Below are 25416 nucleotides of genomic sequence, written 5' to 3'. Positions count from 1 at the left end.
CAGAAAAACGACGTCGCGGACGGCTCTTCGCCGGCGACACCTAGGGCGGGCCGACGGTTGCAGCCTCGACGAAGACCTCATCGCTATTGGCTTCGAAGAGCATCAGGATGCGATCGCCAACGGCAACACACTCGTTGATCCAGCGGTGATCGGTCGTCGAATGGTGGCCGAAGCGGGCGGTCGGAACATAGACGATCGTAAAATGCTCGTAGTCCCGGCCATCGGGCGCCTGATAGACGACGGGGCCCTCGACCGCGATGACAATGCCGCCCGTGCCATAGGAGGTGCGAACCGCCATGCCGGACCGGACAAGGGCCGGCACGTCCGGAGCGCCGGATCGGGTTACGCGATAGCGCCCCTCATCGTGTGCGCCAAGCTTGGCCGAATACAGCGAATGGGCGATATGCCGACGCTCGCCGGGCCGCGGTTTACGCCGGGTCTGCATCGCCACCCTCTTCGGCGCTGTTGGTTGATGGACCGGCGGCGGCTCCCGCCTGAACCATGGTCAGGAAACCGCTGGGATCATCGGGATCAGGCGGGGAATAGGCCTCGTACGGGTTTCCGTCGGCAAGATGGCCGAAGGGCGTTAGAACGCGGTCCGTGCCGTCGCCGCCGACGGCGCACAGCACGTAACGAGGTTCCCGCGTTCGAGCGTCGAGGCACTCCATGAGGGCAAGATTGCCGTCGGCCGCGGCGCGCAGCAAGGTTCGGAAATTTGTCTGAGCGTAACTCGGTATAGTCATTCTGTCCTCCTGAGATGGAAAAGCCTGGCTTTTGCCGGGCGGATGGATGATCGATTTGATAGACGGCTCAAAATCGACGTAGCCTGCCCGGGCAACTCTCTACCGGCTGGACAAGCCCAACTGCCCCTCTGCCCCCTCTCCCTCTGCCGCACGCGCTGACGCAGCTTCTTCGAGGTCGTCGCTGATGGACATGCGGGCCTGGTGCGGAGCCTGGAGGAAAGACAGATTTTGACTAACGATTTTGCGTTAGTCAAATGGCTCGTGCTTCTGTAGCGTGGCACAATGAACAGGGAGAATTGAATTGAGGACTTTCAAGCTAGGTGATCGGGTGTTCGGGGAAGCCTCCGAAGAGCTGCAGGCATTTCTTCCCCAAGCCTACGAGCAACGATTGCGGCCGATGTGCATGTGCAAGGCACCGCCCGTTCCGATGTACATTGCGCGGGTCGAAGACCAGCATCTCGTCAAGCGGATGCCGTTGTCGGGGCGCGATCATGACGCAACCTGCCCGTCCTACGAGCCTCCCTATGAGCTTTCCGGACTTGGGCCGTTGATCGGCAATGCTATCCAGATCGATGCCGCCGGCAAGGCCGAGCTCAAGCTCGACTTTTCCTTGACGAAGCGCGGGCCTCGCGCCGCGCCCGGCAGTTCGGCTGAAGCTCTAGAGCACGGCATCCGCAGCGAGCCCAGGAAACTGTCGCTGCGGGCGATGCTGCATTACCTGTGGGAGGCGGGCGAGTTGACCGAATGGCGGTCGACCTGGTCAGGCAGGCGCGGCTGGGGTCGCGTGCGCGCAAGCCTCCTCAATGCCGCGGCGCAGATGACGGCGAGAGGGGCTGCTTTGGGCGAGATGCTCTTTGTGCCGGAAGTGTTCCATGCCGAGGATAAGGATGGGATCGCCGCCCGCCGTACAGCTGCACTCAAAGGCATCCAGGCGGCCGGCGCGGGACCGCGCAAGCTGATGATGATCGTGGGGGAGGTGAAGGAGTTTTCCGCCGCGCGCGAGGGACAGAGGATCGCCGTTCGGCATTTGCCCTTCCCGTTGATGATCGAGGAGGGCGCATCGCGGCGGCTGGCCGCTCGTTACGAGACGGAACTGGAACTGTGGCGTTCGAACGAAGCGTTTCACCTGATCGTCATCGCCACGTTCGGCGTCTCCGCGGCCGGCATTGCAGCGGTCGATGAGACGGCGCTCATGGTTGTCAACGAGCACTGGCTGCCATTCGAGGATATTCACGAGTTGCGGCTTCTCGAAAAGCTGGGTCAGATGAAGCGAAAGAGCGTCAAGGGCTTGCGCTTCAACCTGCCGCGCGACGCGCCGATCGTTTCCGTGACATTGCCGGAGCAGAAACCGGCGGCGGTCGCCATGTTCATCGTGCCGGCGAGCGCTGGAGAGGAATACGAGCAGGCGCTTGCGCGAATGATCGAGGAAAGACCCGAGATCACGCCCTGGGTCTGGCGCGTATCGGAAGGCGAAATCCCTCGCCTGCCGTGATCCGCGTCGATCACCACGGCGCCGGTCAAACAGAGAACCGCGAGGCACGACAACGTCAAAGCCCCTGTGTGGCCGCCCGGTTTACTCCTGCGGAGGCCGGCAAGAATATTCGAAGCCGCGACCATCGTGAGGAACTGGCTCGCCATCGACGCCGGCGTACCGCCAGTCGATCAGCCGCGATCCGGGCGAGAACTTTCGCAGTTGTTCCCGTAGAGTCTCGGCAATGCAGTCGCTGGCCTCCGTCTCGCAATCGACATCGACGAGAAGCTCCAAGGTTGCCTTGAACAGGGCCATGTCACCGTCCTCCGAATGAGGCGATCCTTTCGGAAGCCGGATCGGGGCTTGATGCACTCTGCGCGACGATATCGCCCCGATAGCGCCTGACAGCCGTCATCACCTGTTCTAGGAAGTCTTCCGGCTCGCCTTCACGGTGGGCTCCATCCTACGACCAGAGCAGGGTTTCGACAAAGGCCGGCGCGAAATCGAATCGAAGGTGAAGCCTTCTTCTTCAAGATCCTCGAACAGGTCGTCATAAACATCATGCGCAAAGGGCACGAGCGCGCGAACGCGGAGCCGCATGGGCTGCCATCCTACCTCATCCCAGAGCTCCGACATGCGAACGATATTGTTGGGGACCGGCCGGCCATCCTGATGAAGCCCGCGGAAATACAGCATGGCCTCCCACAGGCACAGAGCCGTCTCAAGTTCCTTGCCTTCAAGGCGGTTGGTTGCGGTGCCATTGTCACAGACGCCGCCATCCTTTGGAAGCACAAACCGGGATGTCTTGGGCAATAAGCCCTTGTCCTGCTGCCTGAAGCCGGCGAGAAGATCCTCGCTGGTGGCGTGGTGGATAGCCTTGGCGGTGATCAGCGAAACACTGGCACCGTATGAATCGGGACGTTGAGAAGGATGGTTCATCCACTGGATCACGGTAACCTCGCGCAGATCCGTCGATCGTGCGACGATACCCTGCACCACGGATTGCCACGGGAAATCGCTGAGATCGATATCGATCGTTGCGTCGACTTCGGAGGTGTTGCCGCCTGCCGGCAGAAGGGCAAGCACACGGCTGGCAACGAAAATATTGACCGCCGCCTCGGCACGCTGGGCCGAGGCGCGAAATGCCTCGATCAAGTCGCCGCGCGCGACGCGAATAGGGTTGGCCGGCCCCAGATCGGTGAACAGGACGAGGCCCGCGTCGGTTTCGCTGCACTCGAGCACATTGGTGAGGATGAGCATCTCGAGCGGACTGATGTCCGCGAGCGGAATAGGTGGCCAGCTGTAGATCCTTGTTTCGGGAGAGGTCATGACAGTTCCTTTCCGGGAATGGAAAAGCCCGGCGCGATGGCCGGGCGATGAAGGGTGGGGAAGACAATGGAGGGCCGTCACGCGGCGCTCTCGAGCAGCTTCTTCGCCTTGGCTTCGAGTTCGAGCCGGGAGTCCTGATGCGGCTTGCCTCTGGCAAGTGCGGTGATGCCTTGCACGAAGTCGAAAATGCTTTCCGGTGGCCGGCCCTCCTCGCTCAAAACCGTCTCGATGATCTTGCCGGTTTCGGCCTTGGAGAAGCCGCGCTTGCGCAGGAATTCCGAGCGATCGTCCTCGTTTCGCGCGACGATTCGCTCGCGGGCGGCGCGGATGCCGGCGATGAACGGCGCGGGCGAGGAATTGGCGAAGTTCGTCAGCGCCGGGGCGGCCTCGTGGGCGAAACGCTGGGCCGCGAATTTCGAATGCCTGATCGTAATTTCCTCGAAATTTTCCGTACCCCAGAGATTCCTGTTGGCGCACACTGCCCTGAGGTAGAAGCTCGCGATCCCAAGAGTTTTGGAGCCCACCTCCGAGTTCCAGGCGTAAAAACCGCGAAAATACAGATCGGGCTCGCCGTTTGGCAGGCGGCCTGCTTCGATCGGATGGGTGTCATCGCAAAGGAAGGCGAAGACATCGCGGTCGCTGGCATAAAGCGTCGTCGTATCCTTCGTGATGTCGACGAAGGGATTGTGGGTCATCGTCGACCAGTCGAGCAGGCCGGGAACCTTCCAGATCGTGTCGCCTGTGCCATTGCCTGCAATGTTCATGATGGCGGCGATCAGATCCTTGTCCCAGATACGACCATATTCAGGACCGGTCGCGGCGCGCAGTTCGAGGCGGCCGTCCTCCATCTCTAGCGTCTTGACCGTTTCGGCGTTGTGATTGAGCAAGCCGTGCTGGAGATTGATGGCGGCGAGCGATGCTGGGAGCTGGCGCATGTAGCTCGCCGGCGCGCCGACCAGGCTGCAGAGTTGACCATAACTCCAATGGGTCGGGGCCAACGGCTCACGGCTGCCAGGCAAGATCAGCGACATGCGCTCGGTGTTGTCGCGGGTCGCTTCGACGTGGACGTCGGCGGCTTCGACGGTGCGGACACGAGCCTGATCGGTCCGTGCGCTGACGGCGCGATGAAGGTCGGAAAGGGACAGGTAGCGTTCGTCGTCTGGCCGCGAGAACCATTCCGACGACACGCGGCCGATGCGTTCGCCGCGCGATATATCGACCTTGAAGCCTGACGAGGCCGGCCGGGAGTTGGAAATCATGGTGTGCATGTTGGTGTCTCCTTGGACAAAAGGGCGGGCGGCTGACCGCTCCTGCGGACAACCGGACGGGCGAAACGGGTGTTGAAGCACAGAGCGCCACAGCGCATGGGCGGCGCTTTATGGTGGGGGCAGTCGACTGCGCCGCCCTAGGCGGCGGCGCAGGGGAACACTCAATCGATGGCCTGGAAGATTTCCGAGGCTTCGGGATGGTCCGCGGCGTAGGCGTAGAGGCAGCCGTAGCCTTCCGAGAGACGATCGGATTGATGCTGGAAGGAGAGATGCGAGAAGGCGAACAGCGTCGCGATCACCCCGGCAGCCTCCGCCGAGACGTCCCCCTGAAACCCGGTGATCTCACCGGTGATCCTGAAACGCGATGTCGATCTCGGAGCTAGAAACAGCGACTTGCCGTCCTGCTCGTAGAAATCCCAGAACCCGCCGCGGTAATCGAGCGGGCTGAGCCTCTCCATGAGACCATAGACGGCATTCTCGCCGATGATGACGAGCGAACGCCCGAACAAGGTGGGAAGGAATTCCGCGCGGCGATCGTCGGGGACAATAGACGCGGCCAGGGGTGATATTTGGCAACTGGACATTGATTTTCTCCGGAGAGGCGATGGGACGACACCGGGCTGCCCTCTCTTCGCCCGCCCGGCCTGCCCCTTCCCGGCCCAACTCTCGCCTCTCGCCGGCCGCAGCTGCCGGGTTCCACGCGCGCGCCGGATAATCACCCCCGGTGCGTCAACCTGGCTGGAGCCGACGGTGCGCCGCCCGGATCGCCTCCATTGCCGCCAGAAACTCCGCATTGCTCACGGCGTCGGAGAGATCTGCGGTTGCGACGATGGTTTCGCAGGCAGCTCTGACGTCTTCATCCGTCACCAGAGCCGGCGAGACCGATCGGAAGCTGTCGTCAACATCGAGCACCGAGGCGATCGCGCTGCGCACGCGCTCTTCGTCCAGACGCGCAAGGACATAGCTCGGCTTTGGCGCGACGACCGGATCGGCGGGATCAGCGGAACCGGCCAAGATCGCTTCACCCCGCGCAATCGCCCAATCCGATTTGGCAAGCCAGTCGACCGGCAGCCGACGGCGCGCGTGGACATCGTGGGCCATCATCTTCAGCAGGCCGAGCAGGATTTCGAAGTGGTGGGCCCGGCGCTGAACGGATTCATCGAACTGCGAAGGGACTGCCACCGGCGATCCGGCATAGGCGGCATTCTCGCCTTCCCAGATGCCGGTTACGTGGATCTCACCGGAGGAATCGTAGTCTTTCTTCAGAGACTCCCAGTTGTCGTCACCGAGTGCCGCCTTGCAGGCAGCCTCGGGCGTGTCGGCGAAATAGGTCGCATGCCGGAATACCGGCAGAGTGTAGGTGGTTTCGATCGTATAGGCAGGCATGACACTCTCCTGAAAAACAGAGAAGCCCGGCACAGCGGCCGGGCTTTCGTGAATGTGCGTTTTGGAGTGGTTACTCGGCGGCTTGCAGATGCTCGCCGTCGCCATCGATCGGGTCGGAGGTCGCTTCCGCGGCTTCCTCTTCCTCCGTCAGGAAGGACGGCAGATCGATGTCCGCGGCCTCAACGACAGCGTCGGATACGACGGTATCAAGCTCCGCCTCCGCCCGAACCTGATCGACCGGCAGCCGCAGCACTTCGGGAAGCCATCCGCTGCCTTCGAGCAACCGGGCGGCTTCGCGCGCCATGTCGGGCTTCTTCAGGTGGTCGATCAGTTGAGCCGACTGCTCGCCTTTCGCCTCGCGGACCGCCTGCAGGATGTGCGCCTTGGTCACGCGGCCGAGGTAGTTGTCGACCGTCGGCGTCCAGCCGGCCGTGACCATGCCGAAGCCGAGCGAGCGGGCGAGCTGCGTGGCATGGGCGTTTTCCTTGCTCCGCCGGTTCCATGCCTGCACGGTGGTGTTTACCGACAGCGAGACGCAATGGGCAAAGAGCGCCATGCGGCTATCCTGATCGAGCGCGATCAGGTATTCCCAGACCTCGTCGGCGTTGCCGGGGAGATCATAGCCCCAGGATTCCTGCCGCTGTTCGATCTCCTTGGCCCAGACCGTGTCGCCGAGGCCCTGCGTCTGACTGAAGGCGGTGTGCTGGAGCGTGATCTCGAGGCATGAGTCGCTGCCGTATCGATAGAAGATCTTCAGGACCGCGACATGCAAGGCGGCGATGAAGGCCATGACGGGATCGTTGGCCAACGCATTGCGCAGAGCGACGGTGCGCGCCGCGGTCAGATCCTCGATGACGCGATCGGAAAGCGGACGAACCTTGCCGTCGTCTTCCTCCGGTTCCTCGACGCCAGCAGGCTTTCCGTTGACCGAGACGCCCCCATTCGAAGAAGGGGCAACGGCGTCATCGTCGCCATTGCCATGGTTGTCACCGGCATCACCGCCTTCCGGCTCGGCGATCGGTTCGTCTTCGGGCCGCACGAAGCCGCGTTCGATCTTCAGTTCGCCATTGGCGGCAAGCGAGACGAAGGCGCCGCCGCGAGCGACCTCTTGCGGGTCGAAGACGTAGGGCCGGTCGTTGAGGGCATCGAGCTCGTTGCCCAGTTCATCGAGGCGCGCCTCGGTCTCGTCGGACTGTTCATCCGCCTCGGCGTATTCCGCGTCGAGCTTGTCATATTCCGCCTTCAGCGTGTCATGCCGCGCGAGCTCTTCCTCGGTGTATTCGGCACGCTCGCCGTAGAAGCGGCGAAGGCCGCCGGTGTGGCCGTAGGGGAAGTCGAACGCCGCATCGACCCACTTCCAGCCTTCCTGGTCCTTGAGCGCTTCCGCCTCAGTGGTCAGCTTTTCCAGCACCAGTTGTTCGAGCAGCGCCGGATCCTGCAGCCATCCGCCGTTGTCCTGCTCGAACAGGTCGCGCATCACGACGCCGCCGGCTGCCTCGTATGCTTCGACGCCGACGTAGACGGCGCGGCGGTCGGAGGCCCGCACCGCGGTTTCGGTCAGCATGCGCCGGATGTAGTAGGCGTCCTGATTGTGGGAACGCGAGATCGTGTCCCACACTTGTTCCTGGCGGACATGGTCGTTGGTGATCGAGAACGCCATGACCTGGCTGAGTTTCATCTCGTCGTTGGCATAGGTTTCGAGTAGCCGGGGCGAGACCGAAGCCAGACGCAGGCGCTGCTTGACGGTGGCCACCGACATGTGGAACCGGGCTGCAATGTCCTCCTCGTCGAGCCCCTGTTCGCGCAGCGTCACGATGGCGCGAAACTCGTCCAGCGGATGAAGATCGACACGCTTGACGTTTTCGGCGAGCGAATCCTCGACCTCGAGGGTATCACCTTTGCTGACGATGCAGGGAATGGCGGCTGTCTTGGCGAGCTTCCTCTGGCTGACAAGAAGTTCGAGGGCGCGATAGCGGCGACCGCCGGCCGGAATGCGATAGATGCCGGTCTCGTTGCCGTCGCCATCGACTTCGGCGCGGACGTTGAGGCTGGTCATCAGCCCGCGATGGGCGATGTCCTCGGCAAGCTCCTCGATCGAGACGCCCGCCTTGGTCTTGCGGACGTTTTGCTGGCTGAGAACAAGCTTGTTGAAGGGGATGTCACGCCCGGTATTGAGCATGATCTTCTGGATGGCCTGTGCCATGTCGTTTCTCCGTGGCGGGCTGGCCGGAGGCTCTCTCCGACAACCTCAACCCACCGCGAACACCCCTTCCCCCCTCTTCCTCCAGCCACATCCGCTCGCCACCGTTTCCAACCGGCCGCCCGCCACGCTCCTCCGCCACAACTCTCGCCACGGTGCGATGCCGCCTGCTCCCGGCCATACACGTCGCCGGATATGAGGTTTGAAGGCCAAGGTGTCGCATAAAAATTCGTCGAGATGTCCTAAGCTGGCCGGGAAGCAGTACGCGCTGCTTTGGGGCGTCGAAACCCCTGTATCCAATGGTTGGGCCTGCCCAAAAGGCCCCCTCCTTGACCTTTTGCGTCGGGGAGCCTGTGGCGTATGTCCAGGTTCTCGAACTAAAGGCTACAGGGCTGTGGATACACAGTTTCGAACTCCCCGCGGCTGGGGTCATTGAGTGCGCGAACGGGGGCGAACCGTTCCGCCGCATGAAGTTGGAAACGCATTGGGCAATTCGGACAGAGAGAAGGATGTTGCGAGAGCGCCTCAACGTCGCGCGCGCGGGCGACACGAAATCCACCAGACCTACGCGAGCGATGCGCACAAGGCTCTGGATCATTGGCTGGCTCAGGCGACGTTCGTTGCCGCGCTCGGCGACATACTGAAGACTCCGCTTGCCGATGAGACACCTGCGGCCAAGCTCAAGCAGCTCGGCATGCTGGTCTATATTATTGAACTGATAGGTCAGGACAAACCAATCACCTTGACGTCTCTCGTCGAGGCGAGCGGTCTGGCTCGCAGCGCCGTCGGCGACATCATGGACAAGCTGGTCGAAAAAGGCTGTCTGATCGAGTCGATGGGGAGGAACGCGTGGGGGCGAGGCAAGGCGCGCCAGTTCAGGGTCAGCGCGTCCATTTTCGACCGCATTCGACCTTAGGCTGTCCGATAATTTCGTGCCTGCCCGTCTCGTTCGTTCGCAGGTACGGCGACTGCATCACGATAGTAAATCTCGGTCACCCGAAACCGTCCATCGATCCGTTTGCATTGGACGATGATATCGATCGCGATCGTCAGCATTTCGCGTATGTCGTGCCGTTCGAGATCGCCACCACCTTCCGACTCCTTCACCAGCAGGGTCAGTTGCTCGAAGGCAAGGCGTGCGGAATCGGCGTGAACCGTCGTAATCGATCCTGGATGGCCGGAATTCACATTGCGGATATAGTAAAAGGCCGTGCCATCTCTGAGCTCCTGCAACAATATCCGGTCCGGACGCATACGCAGGCAGGATTCGAGTAGCTCCCTAGCCCCGATCTTCGCGGTCCCCTGGCCGCCCTTCGAATAGAAGAGACGGACGTGGTTGGGCTGCGGGATGACCAGTTCGGGCGTATCCTCAATGGAAATGATCCGTTCGGTATCCGGGATATACTGGATCAACGCCTTGGATAGCGTCGTCTTGCCCGATCCCGTGGCCCCGGAAATGATGATGTTTTTCCGCGCCAGCACCGCTTCGCGAAGAAACTGCCTGTGTGCGCCGGCACGATAGAGTTCCGACAATCGTTGGTCCGGTTGCCCGCTATTCTCCTGCGTGCGGACCACATCGGCAAACAGTCCACTCTGGTCAAGATCGTCAAGGCCGAGCGACACCGAGGACGGTTTGCGAATGGTGACGCTGACGGTTCCCCTCGTCGTCGCAGGCGGGATCACGATCTGGATTCGCTCGTCGTCGGGAAGGGTCGCCGACAGGATCGGGCGCGTTTCGTCGATCGATTGATTGGAGTAGCTCGCCACCGCGCGAGCGAGACGCATCAGCCGGTCATAGGCAAGTTCCGGTATATCGTGGATCTGCCATCCGTTCGCTCCTTCGGTCACGACCTTGCCGGGCCTGTTGACGATGACTTCATACAGCGCCTTGTCGCGAAGGAACGGCGAGAGCGGCAGGAGCAGTTCACGCACGACACCGGAATCTGTGGCTTCAGTCATCGCAACACCTACTTCGTTACAAGCTTGGAGTCCGGGGCAAAGTCGCCGAGAACGGCGCGGTCATAGACGCGGTTGCGCGGTTCGGTCACGCGCAGCCGGTAGACGCTGGAAAAATCGAGATCGCGCGCCACGAAGATCGAGACCAGTCCTCCCTGATGTTTCATCAAGGTCGGCGGAATGTTGATCGATTGTTCAACGGCAATCGCCGCGGCCTGCTGACCGGCGCTGGTGGTGTTCTGTGCATCGACGTCGCTATCGCGTAACTGGCTGTTGGCATGGGATGTCACATCGCCAACGAGCGATAGCAGGATGGCGCTGCCGAACCGTTCCCACCAATGCGTATCGACATAGCCGTCCATGCCTGCGCGACCCAGGGCATCGGTGGCCGGCGACGCCAGCGTGATGATCACGCCCTTCGGGGTCTTCGCACGGTTCCAGAGGACAAAAAGCCTCTTCTGGCCCCGGCGCAGTCCGCCACGATATTCGCCGACGACCTGCGTGCCCTTCTCCATCAGCACGACGCGGCCGTTGTCCGACAGGACATCGCGATTGATGACGCAGCTGGTGAATCCCGGCTGATCGGAAGAAAGCGCCGTCTCGAGCACGCAAGGGATGGAGGTTCCCATCGCGATGATGAAATCCCGGTTGCCGAGTGTGCCGGCACGCGATCCCTGCAACTGCGTCGGGGTCAGCATACGATTGAAGCGCTGATCCTCGTTTTCCCCCTGCCCCGTAAAGCTGCCCGGGGTGTTTGCGAGCGGAACATAGTTCGAGGCGGCGTTGGTGTTCGCATCGTCCTGCTGGCGCCTGGCGGTCGGCGTTTTCTCGGCGCCATACGCCATAACAGGAGCGCGGCGCGCTGCGTCGAGCAACTTATCGTCACCGGTGGGCGCCTGCTCGGTAACGACGGGCGCCGGGAGTTGAACCTCAGTTGGGGTGGTCACGGGCTGGACCAGCTCCTTAGCCGGCTCGAAATCCGACGTCTGACGGATGACCACGCGCTCCGGCTGCACGCCGTCCGTCGGTTTGTTCTTCCCACCCATCGACCAGAGGGCAAAGGTAACAAAGGCAACGATCGCGACGGCGACGGCGCCCCGTTTGAGAACGGGGTTGTTGTCGATCCGCCGGCTGGTCGATGTTTCGGCGCGCTCGCCGGGGATCGGGGTGGTTTCTTCGTCGGCCATGACACCTCCTATTGCGTCGTGCCGGGGGCGGCCTTGACGACGCGCTCAACCGACGGTGACGTCGTATTCGTCTCGGGATTAATGCCGACGCGATCGTAGGCCTCGTTGAAGACGCACAGGACATCGCCGCCGCGGCGCAGGATGAACTTGCGGCTGATCGCATGGACCAGCACCAGATTGCCGTCGACGGATTTTGGAACCAGGCTTTCGCTGCCGTCCGAATTCTCCATATAGATCGCCGGCATTTCCTGATTGCCGGTAAAGGCGAAGGTCGTGACCTTGCCGTTGTCGTAGACGGCCTGCGGTTCGAGCGCTTGCGAACCTTGAGCGGAATACCGCCAGTTGCGCGGTCCATAGGCCTCGTGAAGAGAGAGAACACGATCGGCCTCGCCGGCCTGCGCCGCCAGGGCGCGAGCGGCTGCGACCTCTCTCCGGCGCTCCGCTTCATCGGCCGGATAGCGGTATTTTACATAAAAATAGGTGTTCTGCCCGGCTTCGACACTGCCGTCCCTGACCGTCAACTCCATCTGGTAGCTGCGCGTCGAACCGTCCCGTCTGGTCGTCACGACGGAGATGTTGGTGACGGGCTGGTTTTCCCGGGGTTTAAGAAAAAGGATGTTGCCGGCCGGGGCCACCTCCCATGCGACGCTGTTGCCGAGCGCCACATGCGCGATTTCCTCGTCGGCGGCGAACTCGACCTGCACCGATGAACGCAGCGTCCCAACAACCCGGGTGATGTTATAGGGCTGGTAGTCGACAAACCGGACTCGGCTGTCCTGCGACGCCCCGCGCGGGATCTCCAGAGCTGATGCCGGCAAGGAAAAGCCGGCGATCAGGAAAAGAACAGGTAAAAATCTCTGTATCAATTGATGGCCTCCGGATCGGCGCGATACTCGCTGACGACGAAGCCCAGGGGATTGACCAGCCGGTCGGTGGAAGACATCGGAGCGTTGACGTAGGAGAAGGTGAGCGTCGCCACCCAATGCGTGGTGCGAACGTCGTCGCCACGGGTGACGGTGCGCATGTATCGGACTGATGCCACATTGGCGTTGATCAGGGAGATCGAAACGATGTTGATCCGCGAGGTCGCGTTCCGGCCGTAGGTATTCTGCGGCGAGTCCGGATTGCTGCCGCGATAGGCCGCGGCAAAGCGGGACTGCTCTGGCTGTGTCGACAGGAGCGCCACCGTCCGAAAGTTCTCCTCCCCCTCGCTCCAGACATAGCCTTCGCGGGCGCGCACATATCTGGCCGCAAAAAATTTCGTGACGGCTTCGTCATAGGTGCCGGCGGTGGAGGTTAGTGCTGACACCACGTCAACGATCCCCGTCGAATTGTCGACCCGCACGACGAACGGCTCGACCGTCTTTAGAGGCGTGAGGCCGGCGATCGCGAAGACAGAGACGACGGCAAGGACGCTGGCCGAGATCGCAACGAACCAGGCGATGCGGGCCGAGCGCTCGACCTGGATGAGCCGATCCTGATCGAAACGGCGCGCCGTGTCGAAATAGCTCTTGAGGCTGTCGGTGTTCACCATCTCAGTTGCCCTCACACGGACGGTATGAGCCTGCGACATCGAACTGCGCAAACGCAGCCGGCGTTACCGAGGCCGGCTCTTCCGCGAAAGGGGCCGCGCGGCTCACCTGGTTATGAGCGTTCTCAGCGCCAGGCTTCTGCAGCTTCCCCTTATCCTCCCACTGCCACATAGAGCGGTTCAGCGGACGCCGGGAATAGCCGTCACATTTGGGCAGCGGGTTGGAGATCGAGGCGCAACCGGAGAGGCTGGCGCTCAGCGAAAGCAGCAAGAGAATACGGATCATCTAAAAATAACCTGTCCAATGTCCTTGATATCGAGGCGGTCATTCCGCCCGGTTTGGTGTCAGTCGGCGGCCGACAGCGCGTGTTCCGCGGCCAACTGCCCTCACCGTGTGCGAGGTAGCCCAGGCGAGTGTGCTTTCATGCGCGTCCCGGGCCGCGCCATAGCCATAGGTCAACGATGCCCCGCCGGCGGCGAGCGCCGAAGCGATGCCGGGCAATTGATAGAAGACATAGAGAGCGGCGATGCAGATGGCGCAGAGCGCGATCGGACGCATCAACACATCGCTGTACCCTTCGATCGCGGTGAAGGTCGTGTCGATACAGGTGATCAGCAGCGAGCCGATGGCAACGACCAGCACCTGCAGAATGACGAAGTTCACCAGCTGACCAATCCAGGATTCGGTAAACCGGCGCGTCGACTGGAACATGGCGAGTGCGATGAAGATCGGCCCGATCGCCAGAACGATGGCGAGCGCCAGACGGGCATAAAGCGAGACGATATAGCCGATGGCCGCGACGAGAAAGCTTGCGCCGATCACCAGCATACCGCCAACGCCGGTGACAATGTCTACCGGCCAGGAGGCGCGGGACCAGATCTCATAAGCGCACTTCTGGCCCTTATCCAGCAGGCTGTCGAAAGTCGATGCGCTCGGGGACGTCCCGGAGTTCAGTGCCTCGGCGATCTCCTTCGGCAGGGTGTCGAAAAAGATGTTGGTGACGTAGGTCTGGTAGTCGCTGGCGTTCCTCACCAGCATGACGATGATGGCAAGTTTTATGGCCCGGAAGGCGAATTCCAGGATCGGTTCCTGCACCGAGCCACGCAGCACGAGATAACCGTAGAGCACAACATACAGTGTTAGTGCCGCCGTGAGCGGGCCGCTGACCCAGTTGGCGATGTTCGAGGTGCCGGTGGAAATGAAGTTTTCGAGTGGCGCCTTGAACTGCCCGTCGACGAAACTGAATACCTGATACATCGGTCAGCCTCCGAGCGACTTGCGCATGCGTTCGAGGCGGAGCTTGCCGTCGGAGGCTTCGGCATTACGGCAATTGGCGGTGTCGCTAAGTTCACCGGGATTGTTTCGGCATTCCCCGATGATTTTCGTCAGAAGGGCCGCGTCGGTGACCAGTTCATCGACGGTGTATATCCTCTCCTCAGAGGAACAGGCCGACAGGAGAAGCATCATCAAACCGGAAACCAACCATCTCATTTGAGGGCTGCTCCCATGGTGTCCATACGCTGGCGCCAGTCCTCGGCCTTTCGCTGGTCATCGACCTGCACCTGCGCCTGCTGGACCATCTGCAGGCCCTGCATGCGAAGGACATCGGTTTGCAGAAAGGCGGTTTCGGCCTGCAAGCGCGCCTGCAGATCGGCGATGTCCTTGGCGTCGGCGGCACTAGAGATTTTCTGCCGAAGCTCATCGATGCCGTCGATCCGCTTGGTGGCGGCATCATAAATCTGCTGGCCGAGACTTAATTGTCCGGCGTTCCTGTTCTGGACGCGTGAGAGTTCCTGCGCGTAGAAATCGTTCGCGTTGGTACGGTAAGTGGAATTGCCCTCGAGAAATTTCGAGGCCGAGTCGCCGAAGACGCCGCTTGCCGAGCCCTTGAACAAGCTTTCGATGGCATTGAAGTTTTGCGGGAGCGCCTTGCGGATCGAGGAATCGTTGAGCAGGCTGGCGACATCGGCCATGTTGGTGATTTTGTTCAGCGAGCCATAGAGCTGCTGCGCCTGCTGTAGCTGCTGGTTCAGCGCATCAAGCTGGGACTTGAGCTGGGCGATACTCTCGATCTGTTTGGCGATCGCCGCCTGGTCGGTAACGGGAATGCCCTGAGCATTCACTAGACCGACCGACGCCAGCAGCGTGACGGTTGCCAGCAAGAGCCCTGTCCTGCCGTTACGGATCATGATGTCCTCCTTCTTTGCTGGAACACGGTCAACCAGTCCTGGTGTCCCTCGCCGAGTTCGGCGCGGATGGCATCCGCCAGTTCCACATTCACTGTCCGACCCGACAGGATCGCGAGCTCATCGTCGAAGCCATTGAGGTTCAGTTCGGCCACCACGCTGTTGTGGCCCTGCTTGACGATGAAGCGCCGGCTTTCGAGCGAAAGCTCGCGGGAGATCAGTTCGAATTCGCGCTCGGTCAGCTTGAAACCGTCGACATAGTCGGCGCGGTCGCCGCGCGGGTTGGGCAGAAAAATCTGCGTCGGGCACTGTTCGATGATCGTATGGGCAATCGGTGATTTGATAGCGTCACGCGGGCTTTGAGTGGAAAACACCATCAGCCCGTTTTGCTTGCGAAAGGTTTTCAGCTTGTTCTGGGCAAGAGCGAGGAATTCTTCCTCCTCCAGCACGCGCCAAGACTCGTCGATAACGATGATGATCCGGCGGCCATCGACCAGTTGCTCGACACGGTAGAACAAATAGCCCATCAGCGGCGTGCGGATCTCCTCGTTGTCGAGGAAGTCGGTCATGTCATAGCCGATAAACCTGGCGCCGATCCCGATATCATCCAGATCGTTGTCGAAGACCCAGCCGAGCGGCCCTCCCCTTTCCCAGCGCCGGAGCCGCGAGGCAATGCCTTCTGGATCGGTATTGTTGAGGAAGGTGCGCAGGGCGCCGATGGAGCGGCGCTCGACGGGAAGGTCCGCCAGACCGTCGACCGCGGCTGCGATATCGCGCAGCTCGCTGACATTCAGTTCCCGTGTCGCCGCTCCCGCCAGCTTGCCGATCCAGCGAGCGAGAAATATCCTGTTCTCTGGTGTCAGATCAAGCGCTTTCAGCGGTGCGCAGCCGGTCGGCACACCATTCCTGAGCGGCAGATAGGTGCCGCCAGCGGCGCGAACGAACAGGTCGGCGCCCCTGTCCTTGTCGAAGAACACCATATGCGGATCATGCTTCTCGAGCTGTGAGAGCATGAAGTTGAGGAGCACCGTCTTGCCGGCACCCGATGGGCCGCAGACAAAGGTGTTGCCGAGATCGCTGTGATGGAAATTGAAATAGAACGGCGATCCTGAGGCCGTCTTCAGCATGGCAACCGCCGGGCCCCATTCATTGCCGTCCTTCTGGCCTGTCGGATAGGAATGATAGGGTGAAAGTGCTGCAAAATTGCGGGAGGTAATCGCTCCCGAGCGCGCACGATAGCGGAGATTGCCCGGCAGCTGCGCCCACCAGGCGGCCTCAAGCCCCAGATCCTCGCGGGCGACAACAGCGCCACCGCTGGTCAGATGCGCGCGTGCCTTCGCCATATGGTCGGCCAGTTCCTTGACGGTCGGAGCGAAGACCGCAAGGCCGAGGTGATGCTCGCCCATCACGAAGCGGTTGGATTCGAGATCGTCCATCGCCTCGCCAAGCTCCTCAATCTGCGAGGCGGCCTTGTCGGCGGCGCTGACCATCTGGTTCTGCTTGCGGCCCATGATCGTGCGGGCGTCCGCCTTCGAGGTGAAGGCAAAGGACTGCGTCAGGACAAGTTCGAAAGGAGCGGTCAGGATGCCATCGAGCATGCCGCTGCGCGTCGTTGCCGGATATTCTTTGAAGCCGAACATGCCGGCATAACGGGTTTCCGCCTCATGTCGAATTTCCACCGTCTCGCGGCCGAAGATCACCCGGTCCGAATAGATCGCCGATGAAATCCGCCCCTCCGTCAGGGGCACGGGTTCACGCCGCCCGCCGACAAGTTGATGAAGAAACTCGCTCGGCTCGGAGAACAGGATCCCGTCGAGCTCATGGAGAGACAGAACACGAGGGGCGAAGCGCTTCAGCCCGGCAGCGACGTCAATCACCTTGTCCTGCAGGTGCTTGAGCGCCGCTTCGTCCAGCTCCATGCCGGATCGGCGCGCTTTGCGCAGACGGGAAAGGAGATTGGCTGCCTTTTCGGTGGGATTGTGGCTCGGAGACCAGACAAGGGTGAGATAGAGATCGTTGCGGAACAGATCTTCGCGCACCATCCGCTCGCGGTATCTGGCATTGAGACTATCGGAAAAACGATTGGTGAAGTGCCCTTCAGGATAGTCGTTGTCGCGACGGCGGATGACATGCGTCCAGAGCGCCAACCGCTCGTCGGCAATATTGCGATAGAGCGTATTGAGGCTGCGGTGCAGCCCGTTGAGATCCAGAACATCGGCGGTTTCGAAGGAGACGCCCTCGAGCACGAGCACGGTCATCAGCGCGCGGGAATTGAGCGCGATGGTGGTCTCGTCGACATGGCGTACATAGGGGATGAAGGTCTCCGGCCCGAGCTCTCGGGACCGCATCGTCACAAGGCTAGGCAAGGCTCAGATCCCTTTCGTCGTAGCGCCGGACAAGCTTCAACGGCGAGAGTGTTGCACCACCCCAATAGGCCGCGTTGCGCGAGCGGCCGCGGGTCCCGACCCAGGCAAGCAGAATGCGGAACATATTGTGGTCGTGCTTGACGAGCGCCCGGAACACGAGATGGAAGATGACGCCGACAAGCGCGTACGCGATCGATCCTGCGGTGATATAGAGGACGGTGGTCAGCATGATGTTGATGCCCATCGCTTCCATGGTCACGCCGGCAATCATCGCCGGGCGCGTGCAGGCCAGGAACAGCGTGTCTTCCTCAAGGACGGGAGTGCTCGCCATTGATGATCAACCGCCGACGATGGTGTTGACCAGCTCGGTGGCCCCGAAAATACCGCCGATACCAATGATCCAGAAGCCGGCCTTTCTCAGATCCATATAGCCGAACATCCAGGCAATGCAGATAATGATCACGGCGATGATCGCCAGCAGGCGGGCAATATTGCCGGTGAGCATGGTGACGATGTTCTGCAGCACGGTTTCGATGCCGGAGGATTGGGCTAAGGCCGGTTCGACGAAGCAAGCGACAATAACGACGGCCATGAGCGTGGAGGCCGCATGGGGACGAAAGCTGGTTCTGGAGATCATTCACTCTGCTCCGATGGGTCATGCTGGAAAATGAGAACAGAAGAGTGCCGTCTGGAACGGAACACGTCCCATGATGCGGTTTCTTCGGTTTGGGCGACTTGGTTGGGGACGGGCTGGGCCAATTGTTCGTGAGCCTGCTCCTCCGGGGCATCCTCGCGATCAAGCGGCCCGTCGATGGCGATCGACGCGAGTTTCGGAGAGAGGCGTTTCGCCTCCTTCCGCACCTGCTCGTCATACCGGACCATCTCACCGACGGACGGGTCGTCCCGTCCGTACCAGGACTGGAGCATCACCGTTTCGGCCCGCTGCGTATCAGCACCGAAACGCAGGGCAAGACGGTAGTAGCCATCGAGTAGAGTGGCTGTCGCCTTGAGGTTCTGGCACGGATCAAAGGCGTCGGAAACGGAGAGGTTGAATTTGCGAAGCTCCTCCACGCCGATACCGCCAAGCCCGATCTGGATATCCTGGTGATCCGCTATCAGGGACGTCGCCACCTCGATCGCCTCCGCCTTGCTGGCGGGCTGCGCGGGAAGCGGCATGCCGCTATTGATGCGGATATTGAAAGGAAGGAACCGGCTCTCCAGGCTGACGATGGCGGCCAGCGTTTCAACCTGAACCATCGGCGCGCAATTCTGCGCGATATCGACGAATGCGGCACTCATCGCTCAGTACCAGGCGCGCTGCTTGCCGACGCCATCGATGGTCACGTCGATATAGTGCGGCTGCGATCGCAGGTTGGGGCGCGTGATCGGATAACCCATGCACTGGAGCCGGCCGTCCTGGCGCTGCCACCGTGCCGACAGGACCGAGCCGGAGTTGCCTCCGTCATTGTCTCGGCCGAAAGAGCAAAGCGAGCCGTCTACCCGCTGGAGGGAGGTTGAAACGCAGGTCGCCTGTTCACCGCGAGATCCGTAGCTGCTCGAAAGCCGATAACCTTCGTCGCAATAATACGGCTCGTAGCCAGGCCGAGAACTATGAAACCCGACGCCGCTGCAGATTGGAAACGAATGCCCCTTGGCGAGTTCACGCCAGAGTTTCTGGATCGGTGGCCGGCATTCCGCATACTGGGTTGGCCCGCCGGGATTGGAAAGGCACAGAATAACCTGACATCCCCAGTCATCGGCACGCGCATTGCTGTGGGAAATCAGATAGTATGGCAGCATGAAGGAAACAGACAGCAGGCTATTCAGCAGAAGGTTTTTCATGGACTTGCCCCTCCGAAACAACGACAGCGCGCTACGGCAACAATGTCCGACGAGGGCGCAACGCAATGTTACTAACGTATATAACACAGTTAAATAACATGACAAGAGCGCTCAAGACACAATTGCACAACCTCGCCTTCTCCGGACTGATCCTCCATGAAATCCTCGACCATCCACTGGAAGACGAAACACCACAGGCGCGGCTGAAGGAGATCGGCATGATGACGATCTTGTACACGATGAGCCAGGCTCATCAGAAGCTAACCCTTTCCAATATCGTTGAAATTACTGGATTGACGCGGAGCGGAGCAAAGGAGACTGTCGATCTTCTGGTCAAGCGGGGAATGCTGAATGAAACCATGGGCACGAATTCCATGGGGCGGGGAACCGCGCGTCAGTTCGAGATATCGGAAGACCTTCTGAAAAAGCTGAGCACCTTCGAAAGCTGACCGCATCTTCGCGATTAAACTAACGTTTTTTGATACAGTGTGGTGGAGACGAATCGATCTCTTACGAAGCACGCAGCTGTGCATTCGCCCTCCGCCGCAAAAAAGTGTTCGTACTTGAAAACAAGCCTTCGGTGATATAGGTTATAGCATAATAGATAACCGAAATATCCCGGAGTATCGAGATGGCTGCCACTAACGGTCTTCGCGTCTATGATGGCGCCGAATTTGCCCACGCGCTACAGGTCGAGATGGATTCTGCTTCCGGCGAGAAAACACCGGACGCGGGTGGGCGCCTGCTGAAGCGTAAGCTGACAGGAAAACAGCGCGCGTCTTCTATCGCCGCAAAACTGCGCAGGGCAATGGCAAATGCGATGCACTCGACGCCGGAAACCGATGTCGATGACATGATGGTCCTACTGGTCGACACCCCAAACCTGGCGGTTCGGGAAACCATCCGCGATATCGTCGAGCATGTGCCGGCGATCATGGAAGCCCGGCAAAGCAAACTGACCGATGACGCGATCGACGCGCTGGTTTCGGTCTATATGCGCACGCCTCCCAACGCCGAAGTCGAGAGGTTGCTCTATGACAGCAATGCGAAGGCAAGAGCGCGGTTTTTTGGGGAGTGGCCAAGCTTTACCAGCAAGGATCTGGCGGACGTGGCCGGACATGGTTCCAAGAACAAAAGCATGACCGCCTCGCGATGGAAAATGAAAGGCAAGGTCTTCTCGATCAGGCATGGGGGCGTCGAATATTTCCCGGCCTTCCAGTTCGAGGAAGGCCAGCCTATTGAAACCGTTGCCAAAGTGCTCGCCCTGCTTGGTGAGAAAAAGTCCGGCTGGCAACTGGCATTCTGGTTCACCTCTCCGAATGGGTGGCTTGCTGGCAAGCGCCCGGTCGACGTCCTGAAAGACGGCGATGCGGTCGTATCGGCGGCAGCCCGTGAGGCGGAAAATATCGCCGGATGATTTCTCTGCCGCCATCACCCCTCCCCGCCTCGAACTCTCACGAGATCAAGGCGGGGACGAGATTCCACAGAGTTCATGATCACCGTTTCGAAAGCTGCTCTTTTAACCCTGGAAAAGGTCGTCCCAGCCGTTTTGCACCGCTATTCCTAGGCAGCGATCCGATCCCGACGCAATATCTTGCGACCGATTACGAGTGCGCGGTCCATGAAACGATTTTTCACGACGTGCCGATTGACGAGCCGAGCAAGGCCGTCGGCGTCGACAATATCAAGCCGCTCGCTCATTCGGTCATCGAGTTGAAGCGCGATCTCGTTCTGGTCCCGCTGTTCGCCCCTGATCTGGCCAAGTGGGGCGTCAGCAGGTCGAATCTCATCGACACGACGGCCGCTGATTATCACATCACAGCCCAGTGGGCACTAGCGATCCACCAAAGCCGGCCGGACGCGCATGGCTTGATCTGGACGTCAAAACGTTGTGATCCGCAGCAGGCAGTGGTTTTGTTCGGAGATCGCGTCGCAGAGGCCGATCTGCTCGAGATCAGCAATGTTCCGATCTATTCGGATGTTGGAGAAATGAGGCAGATCGTTGCCTTTGCCGCTCGTGTCGATATCACCCTCGTCCTGTAAATGCGCGGCTGTTCCGCGGCGATATAAGCGAAACATGAATTTTGCTCCCGCAGAAAACGGCACATCCGCAACGGGGTACATTAGATCCCTTACACCGGACCTCTCGTTTGACTGAGGACTATGCCGGAAGAGCTCTTAATCGGATGATCAATCCTGACAAACCTAGCAGGGATGGCTTGCATGGGTTGGTTCGATACGCGCACTCTAAACGGATAGACTTGGCGCCCGCTCTTACGATGGTCTTGATCTCGATCTAAGAAGCGCTAGGAGCATAGGGCCGGCACTGAATTGCCGAAGGCATGCCCGCCGGCTAAGGTCCCTGAGGTAGGCACCAGCGGAATTGATTTCCTCTGCCCTCTCAAAGATGCAGGCAATCACTACAGCTGCATTCACCGGGCCCATCGCCCGGCAAGCGGCTTGAAAGGCGGGCCGATTGATCTGCAGCATGGAGCCTAGGATGGTGCTTGCTGCCACAAAGTCTCTCCAGCTTGTGATCGAACCTCCTGGACCATAGTGTTTGATTTCAGGGCAAGCACGTAACACTGTATCCAACGAAATGGCTGGACGGATGGCATCCTGATGGGCTGGGTGATCGTTCTCTCGATGTCCAGTGTCTTGTTTGAACTTAGATCCTTGAGATGGAACCACACGGTTTGAAGCTTCGTGACCGCATTCAGATTCAAATTGGGAATATGTTTGTGAATCCTTTATGTGCCGCTCATTTTGGGATTCATTGGCGCTCATATTTCTAGAATTATCGTGTTCTTCCAAAAGGTTGATGATCCGCGCGCGGATTTCATTCAGTTGTGACAAAAGTGCTTGAAGTTCTTCAAGCGAGGGGTGCCGCGGAAGTGATGACAAGAATGACCGAAAGCGATCGTAAAGCTCCGCCCAATCGCCTGGGATGGCGTTTTCCCGGGCGAGATAGATTAGCTTGGTGATCTCGCGGCGGCAGAGACTGATTTTCTCTCGAGCGGATTGGTAAAGTTCACGATCGGCAGCCATGCGGGCGGCAATTGTCTCAATCTCCTGAGCACGAGACAAGAGCGGTGCCAGACTGAAGCCAAAGGCTTCGCTGACGTCCCCTGCCCTGCTCCTACGAGCATAACGCTTTCCGTTTGGGCTGTCCTTTCGCAGGATGAGACCCGCATCAACGAGTGCGGCAAGATGCCGTCTGAGCGTCGCAGCAGTCATCCCGCGTGCTCGGATCGAAAGCTGAGCGTTGGACGGAAACACGATCATGCTGTTCGTTGCTGAAAGCTCGTCCGATGGATAAAAGGACAATAGCGCGTCCAGGACAGTCAGAGAGCGGTCACTGACGTCAAGGTCCTCACGAGCCTCGCAGACGGCCCGAAAGAGCTTCCACTTGTTACGTTTGATGTCTGGCGGTGTTTTCTCGGCTTGCCTATGCTTTGCCAGTAAGGCAAACGTCATCGACCGCCGCCCAAAAGGCGTCGTCACGCATGCGGTATCCATGTTCTTCCACCTTTACAAAGGCAAAAGAAATTCGCTCACCAAAACGGTGCCAAGACTCTTGACGGGGATTCGTGAAAATGCGATTCTCTGATTGCTACATACAGAGGAAGGCTTCCACGACGGCAACGTTATGGGGGCCTTTTTTCTTTTGCGGTTAATCTCCTGCTTCAGTCTGCACTTCACGCTGGAACGTCTGATAGAGCGACTCCAACTGGTCGGATAAAAACGCTCCGAATCTCGATGCATCTTTCGAGGTCAGCGCGAGCGTAAATGTTTTTCCGGACGATTTGGTCGTCACGGCAACAGATTTTGCGGCTACGTCAAACTGACGAACGGACGGAGATGCGTTCTGTTTTTTTTTCGGCTTCTTTGCGGTTTTAAGTTCGGCCAGGAGAACATTGAATCGCTCCGCTTCTGCCGTATGGCGGAAATCATCCGTGCGGATAAATTCACACGCCCTCTCAGCATTGGCTGGAATCTGGAGGAGCTTTTTCAGTTCTTCCCAGCGATCGCGTCCGACGCCTTTTGCAGCGCCGACAGCGTCAAAAACAGTCTCGGGAACGGTCTCTGCGACAGCCAGCATTCTCGAAAGAAGCGTATCGTCGATCGTTAGGGCGATCTTCACGACATCCTTGCTCATACCATTGGCGACGAGCTTTCTGGCAAAGAGGGCCTTCTCGACGAAGGTCAGGTCGGATCGAGCCGTGTTTTCTTGACCCTGAGCGATCACGTGGGCGATGTCTTCGAGGGGCTTGATCACTGCCCGCACTGGGATCCGAAGGTCCCGCGCGGCACGGGCACGACGATGCCCAAAGACGATCATGTACCGCCCTTCGGCAGCCGGATGGGGGCGAACGAGTATCGGGGTTGACTGGCCCGATTGACGGATTGCTTCGCGAAGCTGGATGTAATCCTCTTGATCGTCGCCGATGCGGTCTGCAACGAATGAACCTTCAAGCAGGTCAGGATCAAGTGCAACCACCGTCTCGCCTTCGAGCATGCGGATAGAAGTCTCAGCCAGTTCGTCGAGTGACTGCATCATCGAACGCGAAGCTCCACGACGGGTATACTCCGCGCGGGCGTCCGCAGTTTTCTGATGCTCTTCCGCTGACGGCTGTACGAACTTCGCCAAAGAGTGGTTTCTAGCCATTGGTTGTCTCCCTAACGCCTTCAAGTCGATGATTTGCTGAAAGATTCAGCGCTTCTGCACGGCTGTCAAAAAGTCCCGTCATTTGCGTCCCCATGCCTTATGAATGAGGTCTGTGACTTCGCCGTTCACGGCATTGAGGCATTCGAGAGCGCGATCGTAGGTTGATCGAGTGAATTGGTGCTTCTCCACCTCATAAAGCGTCTGCTTGGTAATGCCGGCATCGCTGATGGCGGTGGATTTCAACATGTGGTTCTGCAGCATGCGCTTCGAGAACATTGCCTGCATGAACCCCACCATCTGAGCCTGAGGGCCGTCTGTCGGTTCATATCGCGTCACCAGATACCTGAACCAGTTCAACTTGACGCGCGCACCTGCTCCCTTGATCGATTCAAGGATTCCACCGAGCATGAGGAGGAACTGGCTCATCGACATGATGTCGAGCATTTGCGGATGGACTGTGATCAGGACGGAGGTGGATGCTGTCAGCGCGGTCAGGGTGAGATAACCAAGCTGCGGTGGGCAGTCGATCACCACGACATCGTAGCGATCGTCGACTTCCTTTAGTGCGCTAGAAATGCGCGTGAAGAACAGCCTGCCCTCCGGCGACGATTTGTTCGATGCGGCTAGTGGCGTCTGGTACTCGTATTCCTGGAGCTCGAGATTTGCCGGAATAATGTCGAGCCCCGGAAAGTTCGTCGATTGGATGACCTCAGTGATTGACTTGCGCTGCTCGTCGTAGCGGAGCGTTTCGAAGAGAGAGGGGTTTTTGTCGAGCTCAGGCTGAATGCCGTGAAGGGACGTCAGCGAGGCCTGAGGATCGAGATCGATGGCAAGAACACGATGGCCGGTGAGAGCCAAATATTGAGCCAAGTGGGCGGTTGTTGTTGTCTTGCCGGAGCCGCCTTTGAAATTGACGACCGAAACGATCTGCAGCGGCTCTCCTGCCCTGCGATGTGGAACGTAACGTTTAAAGTCGCTGCGCCCGTTCTTGTCCAGGAAATGGCGAAGTTCCAGCATCTGCTCGGCGGTGTAAGTTCTGCGCCCCGACGAGGTGGTCGCTGGGACCGGTCCCTTTCCTTCGAGGTGAAGCTTCTTGATGTGATTTTGCGTCACGCCGAGATAGTCGGCGACTTCGGCCAGCGAGAAGGAACGTAGACCTTTTTCTGCATCCGGTGGATATTGCTCCAACCGGAGCATGTTGAGATTGTCAGAGATCAATTCTCCCTGCTGAAGAATCTCCTGATCAAAATCAGATGCCTCGATGTTGATTGCCATGTTCAT

29 protein-coding genes are annotated in these 25416 nt (G+C 59.7%); 5 read left to right on the top strand and 24 right to left on the bottom strand.

All coding sequences use genetic code 11. The features are described 5' to 3' along the window. Positions 1-40: 40 nt before the first annotated feature. The gene (locus CFBP6623_RS25195) at positions 41-445 is read right to left on the bottom strand and encodes a hypothetical protein (RefSeq protein WP_062653620.1); all 405 of its coding nucleotides are present in this window, start codon (positions 443-445) and stop codon (positions 41-43) included. After that, a complete protein-coding gene (locus tag CFBP6623_RS25190) occupies positions 429-743 on the bottom strand; it encodes a DUF6117 family protein (protein WP_062653619.1) in 315 nt (104 codons plus the stop codon). The genes CFBP6623_RS25195 and CFBP6623_RS25190 overlap by 17 nt, the downstream gene beginning before the upstream one ends. 301 nt (positions 744-1044) lie before the next feature. Between CFBP6623_RS25190 and CFBP6623_RS25185 the strand changes: the two genes are divergently transcribed. After that, complete coding sequence (locus CFBP6623_RS25185) at positions 1045-2235, top strand: DUF1173 domain-containing protein (RefSeq protein ID WP_062653616.1); 1191 nt, start codon at positions 1045-1047, stop codon at positions 2233-2235. A gap of 81 nt (positions 2236-2316) precedes the next feature. Here the strand turns inward: CFBP6623_RS25185 and CFBP6623_RS25180 are convergent, their stop codons facing one another. From CFBP6623_RS25180 to CFBP6623_RS25155, 6 genes are all read right to left on the bottom strand, one after another. Then, a complete protein-coding gene (locus CFBP6623_RS25180; protein WP_062653615.1) occupies positions 2317-2529 on the bottom strand; it encodes a hypothetical protein in 213 nt (70 codons plus the stop codon). Positions 2530-2637: 108 nt separating this feature from the next. Continuing rightward, positions 2638-3543: a hypothetical protein gene (locus CFBP6623_RS25175; RefSeq protein ID WP_225340018.1), complete on the bottom strand. Its 906-nt coding sequence runs from the start codon at positions 3541-3543 to the stop codon at positions 2638-2640. Between the two features lie 77 nt (positions 3544-3620). Continuing rightward, on the bottom strand, positions 3621-4811 hold the full coding sequence (locus tag CFBP6623_RS25170) for a hypothetical protein (protein ID WP_062653609.1): 1191 nt from the start codon (positions 4809-4811) through the stop codon (positions 3621-3623). Positions 4812-4972: 161 nt separating this feature from the next. After that, positions 4973-5395 carry an antirestriction protein gene (locus tag CFBP6623_RS25165; protein ID WP_062653606.1) on the bottom strand — a complete coding sequence of 141 codons (423 nt, stop codon included), beginning with the start codon at positions 5393-5395 and terminating at the stop codon, positions 4973-4975. A 145-nt stretch (positions 5396-5540) separates the two neighbouring features. Beyond that, entirely contained in the window at positions 5541-6197 is a 657-nt protein-coding gene (locus CFBP6623_RS25160; RefSeq protein ID WP_062653662.1) for a hypothetical protein, read from the bottom strand. Positions 6198-6267: 70 nt separating this feature from the next. Next, a complete protein-coding gene (locus CFBP6623_RS25155; RefSeq protein ID WP_062653604.1) occupies positions 6268-8400 on the bottom strand; it encodes a ParB/RepB/Spo0J family partition protein in 2133 nt (710 codons plus the stop codon). 481 nt (positions 8401-8881) lie between these two features. Here CFBP6623_RS25155 and CFBP6623_RS25150 point away from each other — a divergent pair, with 481 nt between their 5' ends. Continuing rightward, the gene (locus CFBP6623_RS25150) at positions 8882-9313 is read left to right on the top strand and encodes a winged helix-turn-helix domain-containing protein (RefSeq protein WP_062653602.1); all 432 of its coding nucleotides are present in this window, start codon (positions 8882-8884) and stop codon (positions 9311-9313) included. Here CFBP6623_RS25150 and virB11 read toward each other — a convergent pair. The 13 genes from virB11 to CFBP6623_RS25085 are packed head-to-tail and all read right to left on the bottom strand — an operon-like array spanning position 9310 to position 19466. Continuing rightward, the gene (gene virB11, locus CFBP6623_RS25145; RefSeq protein ID WP_062653600.1) at positions 9310-10356 is read right to left on the bottom strand and encodes a P-type DNA transfer ATPase VirB11; all 1047 of its coding nucleotides are present in this window, start codon (positions 10354-10356) and stop codon (positions 9310-9312) included. The two genes, CFBP6623_RS25150 and virB11, sit on opposite strands and share 4 nt — an antisense overlap. 8 nt (positions 10357-10364) lie before the next feature. Further along, positions 10365-11540 carry a type IV secretion system protein VirB10 gene (virB10, locus tag CFBP6623_RS25140; protein WP_080843287.1) on the bottom strand — a complete coding sequence of 392 codons (1176 nt, stop codon included), beginning with the start codon at positions 11538-11540 and terminating at the stop codon, positions 10365-10367. Positions 11541-11548: 8 nt separating this feature from the next. Beyond that, positions 11549-12406 (bottom strand): P-type conjugative transfer protein VirB9, encoded by an 858-nt coding sequence (gene virB9, locus CFBP6623_RS25135; RefSeq protein ID WP_145980565.1) that lies wholly within the window; start codon positions 12404-12406, stop codon positions 11549-11551. Further along, positions 12403-13074: a virB8 family protein gene (locus tag CFBP6623_RS25130; protein WP_062653931.1), complete on the bottom strand. Its 672-nt coding sequence runs from the start codon at positions 13072-13074 to the stop codon at positions 12403-12405. The genes virB9 and CFBP6623_RS25130 overlap by 4 nt, the downstream gene beginning before the upstream one ends. A gap of 1 nt (position 13075) precedes the next feature. After that, complete coding sequence (locus CFBP6623_RS25125; protein ID WP_062653935.1) at positions 13076-13357, bottom strand: hypothetical protein; 282 nt, start codon at positions 13355-13357, stop codon at positions 13076-13078. A gap of 39 nt (positions 13358-13396) precedes the next feature. Next, positions 13397-14329, bottom strand: coding sequence for a type IV secretion system protein (locus tag CFBP6623_RS25120; RefSeq protein WP_062653937.1), 933 nt, complete (start codon positions 14327-14329; stop codon positions 13397-13399). Positions 14330-14332: 3 nt separating this feature from the next. Further along, positions 14333-14563: an EexN family lipoprotein gene (locus CFBP6623_RS25115; RefSeq protein WP_062653939.1), complete on the bottom strand. Its 231-nt coding sequence runs from the start codon at positions 14561-14563 to the stop codon at positions 14333-14335. Next, on the bottom strand, positions 14560-15261 hold the full coding sequence (gene virB5 / locus CFBP6623_RS25110) for a P-type DNA transfer protein VirB5 (protein ID WP_062653941.1): 702 nt from the start codon (positions 15259-15261) through the stop codon (positions 14560-14562). The genes CFBP6623_RS25115 and virB5 overlap by 4 nt, the downstream gene beginning before the upstream one ends. Next, complete coding sequence (locus CFBP6623_RS25105) at positions 15258-17606, bottom strand: VirB4 family type IV secretion/conjugal transfer ATPase (protein ID WP_080843286.1); 2349 nt, start codon at positions 17604-17606, stop codon at positions 15258-15260. The genes virB5 and CFBP6623_RS25105 overlap by 4 nt, the downstream gene beginning before the upstream one ends. Before the next feature lie 10 nt (positions 17607-17616). Continuing rightward, positions 17617-17955 carry a type IV secretion system protein VirB3 gene (locus CFBP6623_RS25100; RefSeq protein WP_062653945.1) on the bottom strand — a complete coding sequence of 113 codons (339 nt, stop codon included), beginning with the start codon at positions 17953-17955 and terminating at the stop codon, positions 17617-17619. Positions 17956-17961: 6 nt separating this feature from the next. Then, positions 17962-18261, bottom strand: a complete 300-nt coding sequence (locus tag CFBP6623_RS25095) for a TrbC/VirB2 family protein (RefSeq protein ID WP_062653947.1) — start codon at positions 18259-18261, stop codon at positions 17962-17964. Further along, positions 18258-18923: a lytic transglycosylase domain-containing protein gene (locus tag CFBP6623_RS25090; RefSeq protein ID WP_062653949.1), complete on the bottom strand. Its 666-nt coding sequence runs from the start codon at positions 18921-18923 to the stop codon at positions 18258-18260. Before CFBP6623_RS25090 ends, CFBP6623_RS25095 begins: the two co-directional genes overlap by 4 nt. Before the next feature lie 3 nt (positions 18924-18926). Then, positions 18927-19466, bottom strand: coding sequence for a hypothetical protein (locus tag CFBP6623_RS25085; RefSeq protein ID WP_062653956.1), 540 nt, complete (start codon positions 19464-19466; stop codon positions 18927-18929). 98 nt (positions 19467-19564) lie between these two features. On the opposite strand from CFBP6623_RS25085, the gene CFBP6623_RS25080 reads away from it, so the two are divergent. From CFBP6623_RS25080 to CFBP6623_RS25070, 3 genes are all read left to right on the top strand, one after another. Then, on the top strand, positions 19565-19915 hold the full coding sequence (locus CFBP6623_RS25080) for a MarR family transcriptional regulator (RefSeq protein WP_062653986.1): 351 nt from the start codon (positions 19565-19567) through the stop codon (positions 19913-19915). 182 nt (positions 19916-20097) lie between these two features. Next, positions 20098-20883 carry a hypothetical protein gene (locus tag CFBP6623_RS25075; protein ID WP_062653958.1) on the top strand — a complete coding sequence of 262 codons (786 nt, stop codon included), beginning with the start codon at positions 20098-20100 and terminating at the stop codon, positions 20881-20883. After that, positions 20880-21509 carry an RES family NAD+ phosphorylase gene (locus CFBP6623_RS25070; protein WP_080843285.1) on the top strand — a complete coding sequence of 210 codons (630 nt, stop codon included), beginning with the start codon at positions 20880-20882 and terminating at the stop codon, positions 21507-21509. Before CFBP6623_RS25075 ends, CFBP6623_RS25070 begins: the two co-directional genes overlap by 4 nt. Positions 21510-21740: 231 nt before the next feature. Here the strand turns inward: CFBP6623_RS25070 and repC are convergent, their stop codons facing one another. From repC to repA, 3 genes are all read right to left on the bottom strand, one after another. After that, entirely contained in the window at positions 21741-22985 is a 1245-nt protein-coding gene (gene repC / locus CFBP6623_RS25065; protein ID WP_062653962.1) for a plasmid replication protein RepC, read from the bottom strand. A gap of 154 nt (positions 22986-23139) precedes the next feature. Continuing rightward, positions 23140-24135: a plasmid partitioning protein RepB gene (repB, locus tag CFBP6623_RS25060; protein WP_062653964.1), complete on the bottom strand. Its 996-nt coding sequence runs from the start codon at positions 24133-24135 to the stop codon at positions 23140-23142. Positions 24136-24213: 78 nt separating this feature from the next. Beyond that, complete coding sequence (gene repA, locus CFBP6623_RS25055; RefSeq protein WP_062653966.1) at positions 24214-25416, bottom strand: plasmid partitioning protein RepA; 1203 nt, start codon at positions 25414-25416, stop codon at positions 24214-24216.

This window comes from Agrobacterium tumefaciens, assembly GCF_005221385.1.
Classification (GTDB): domain Bacteria; phylum Pseudomonadota; class Alphaproteobacteria; order Rhizobiales; family Rhizobiaceae; genus Agrobacterium; species Agrobacterium tomkonis.
The sequence above is the reverse complement of the archived record's forward strand: the minus strand, read 5'-3'. Positions and strand labels throughout refer to the sequence as shown.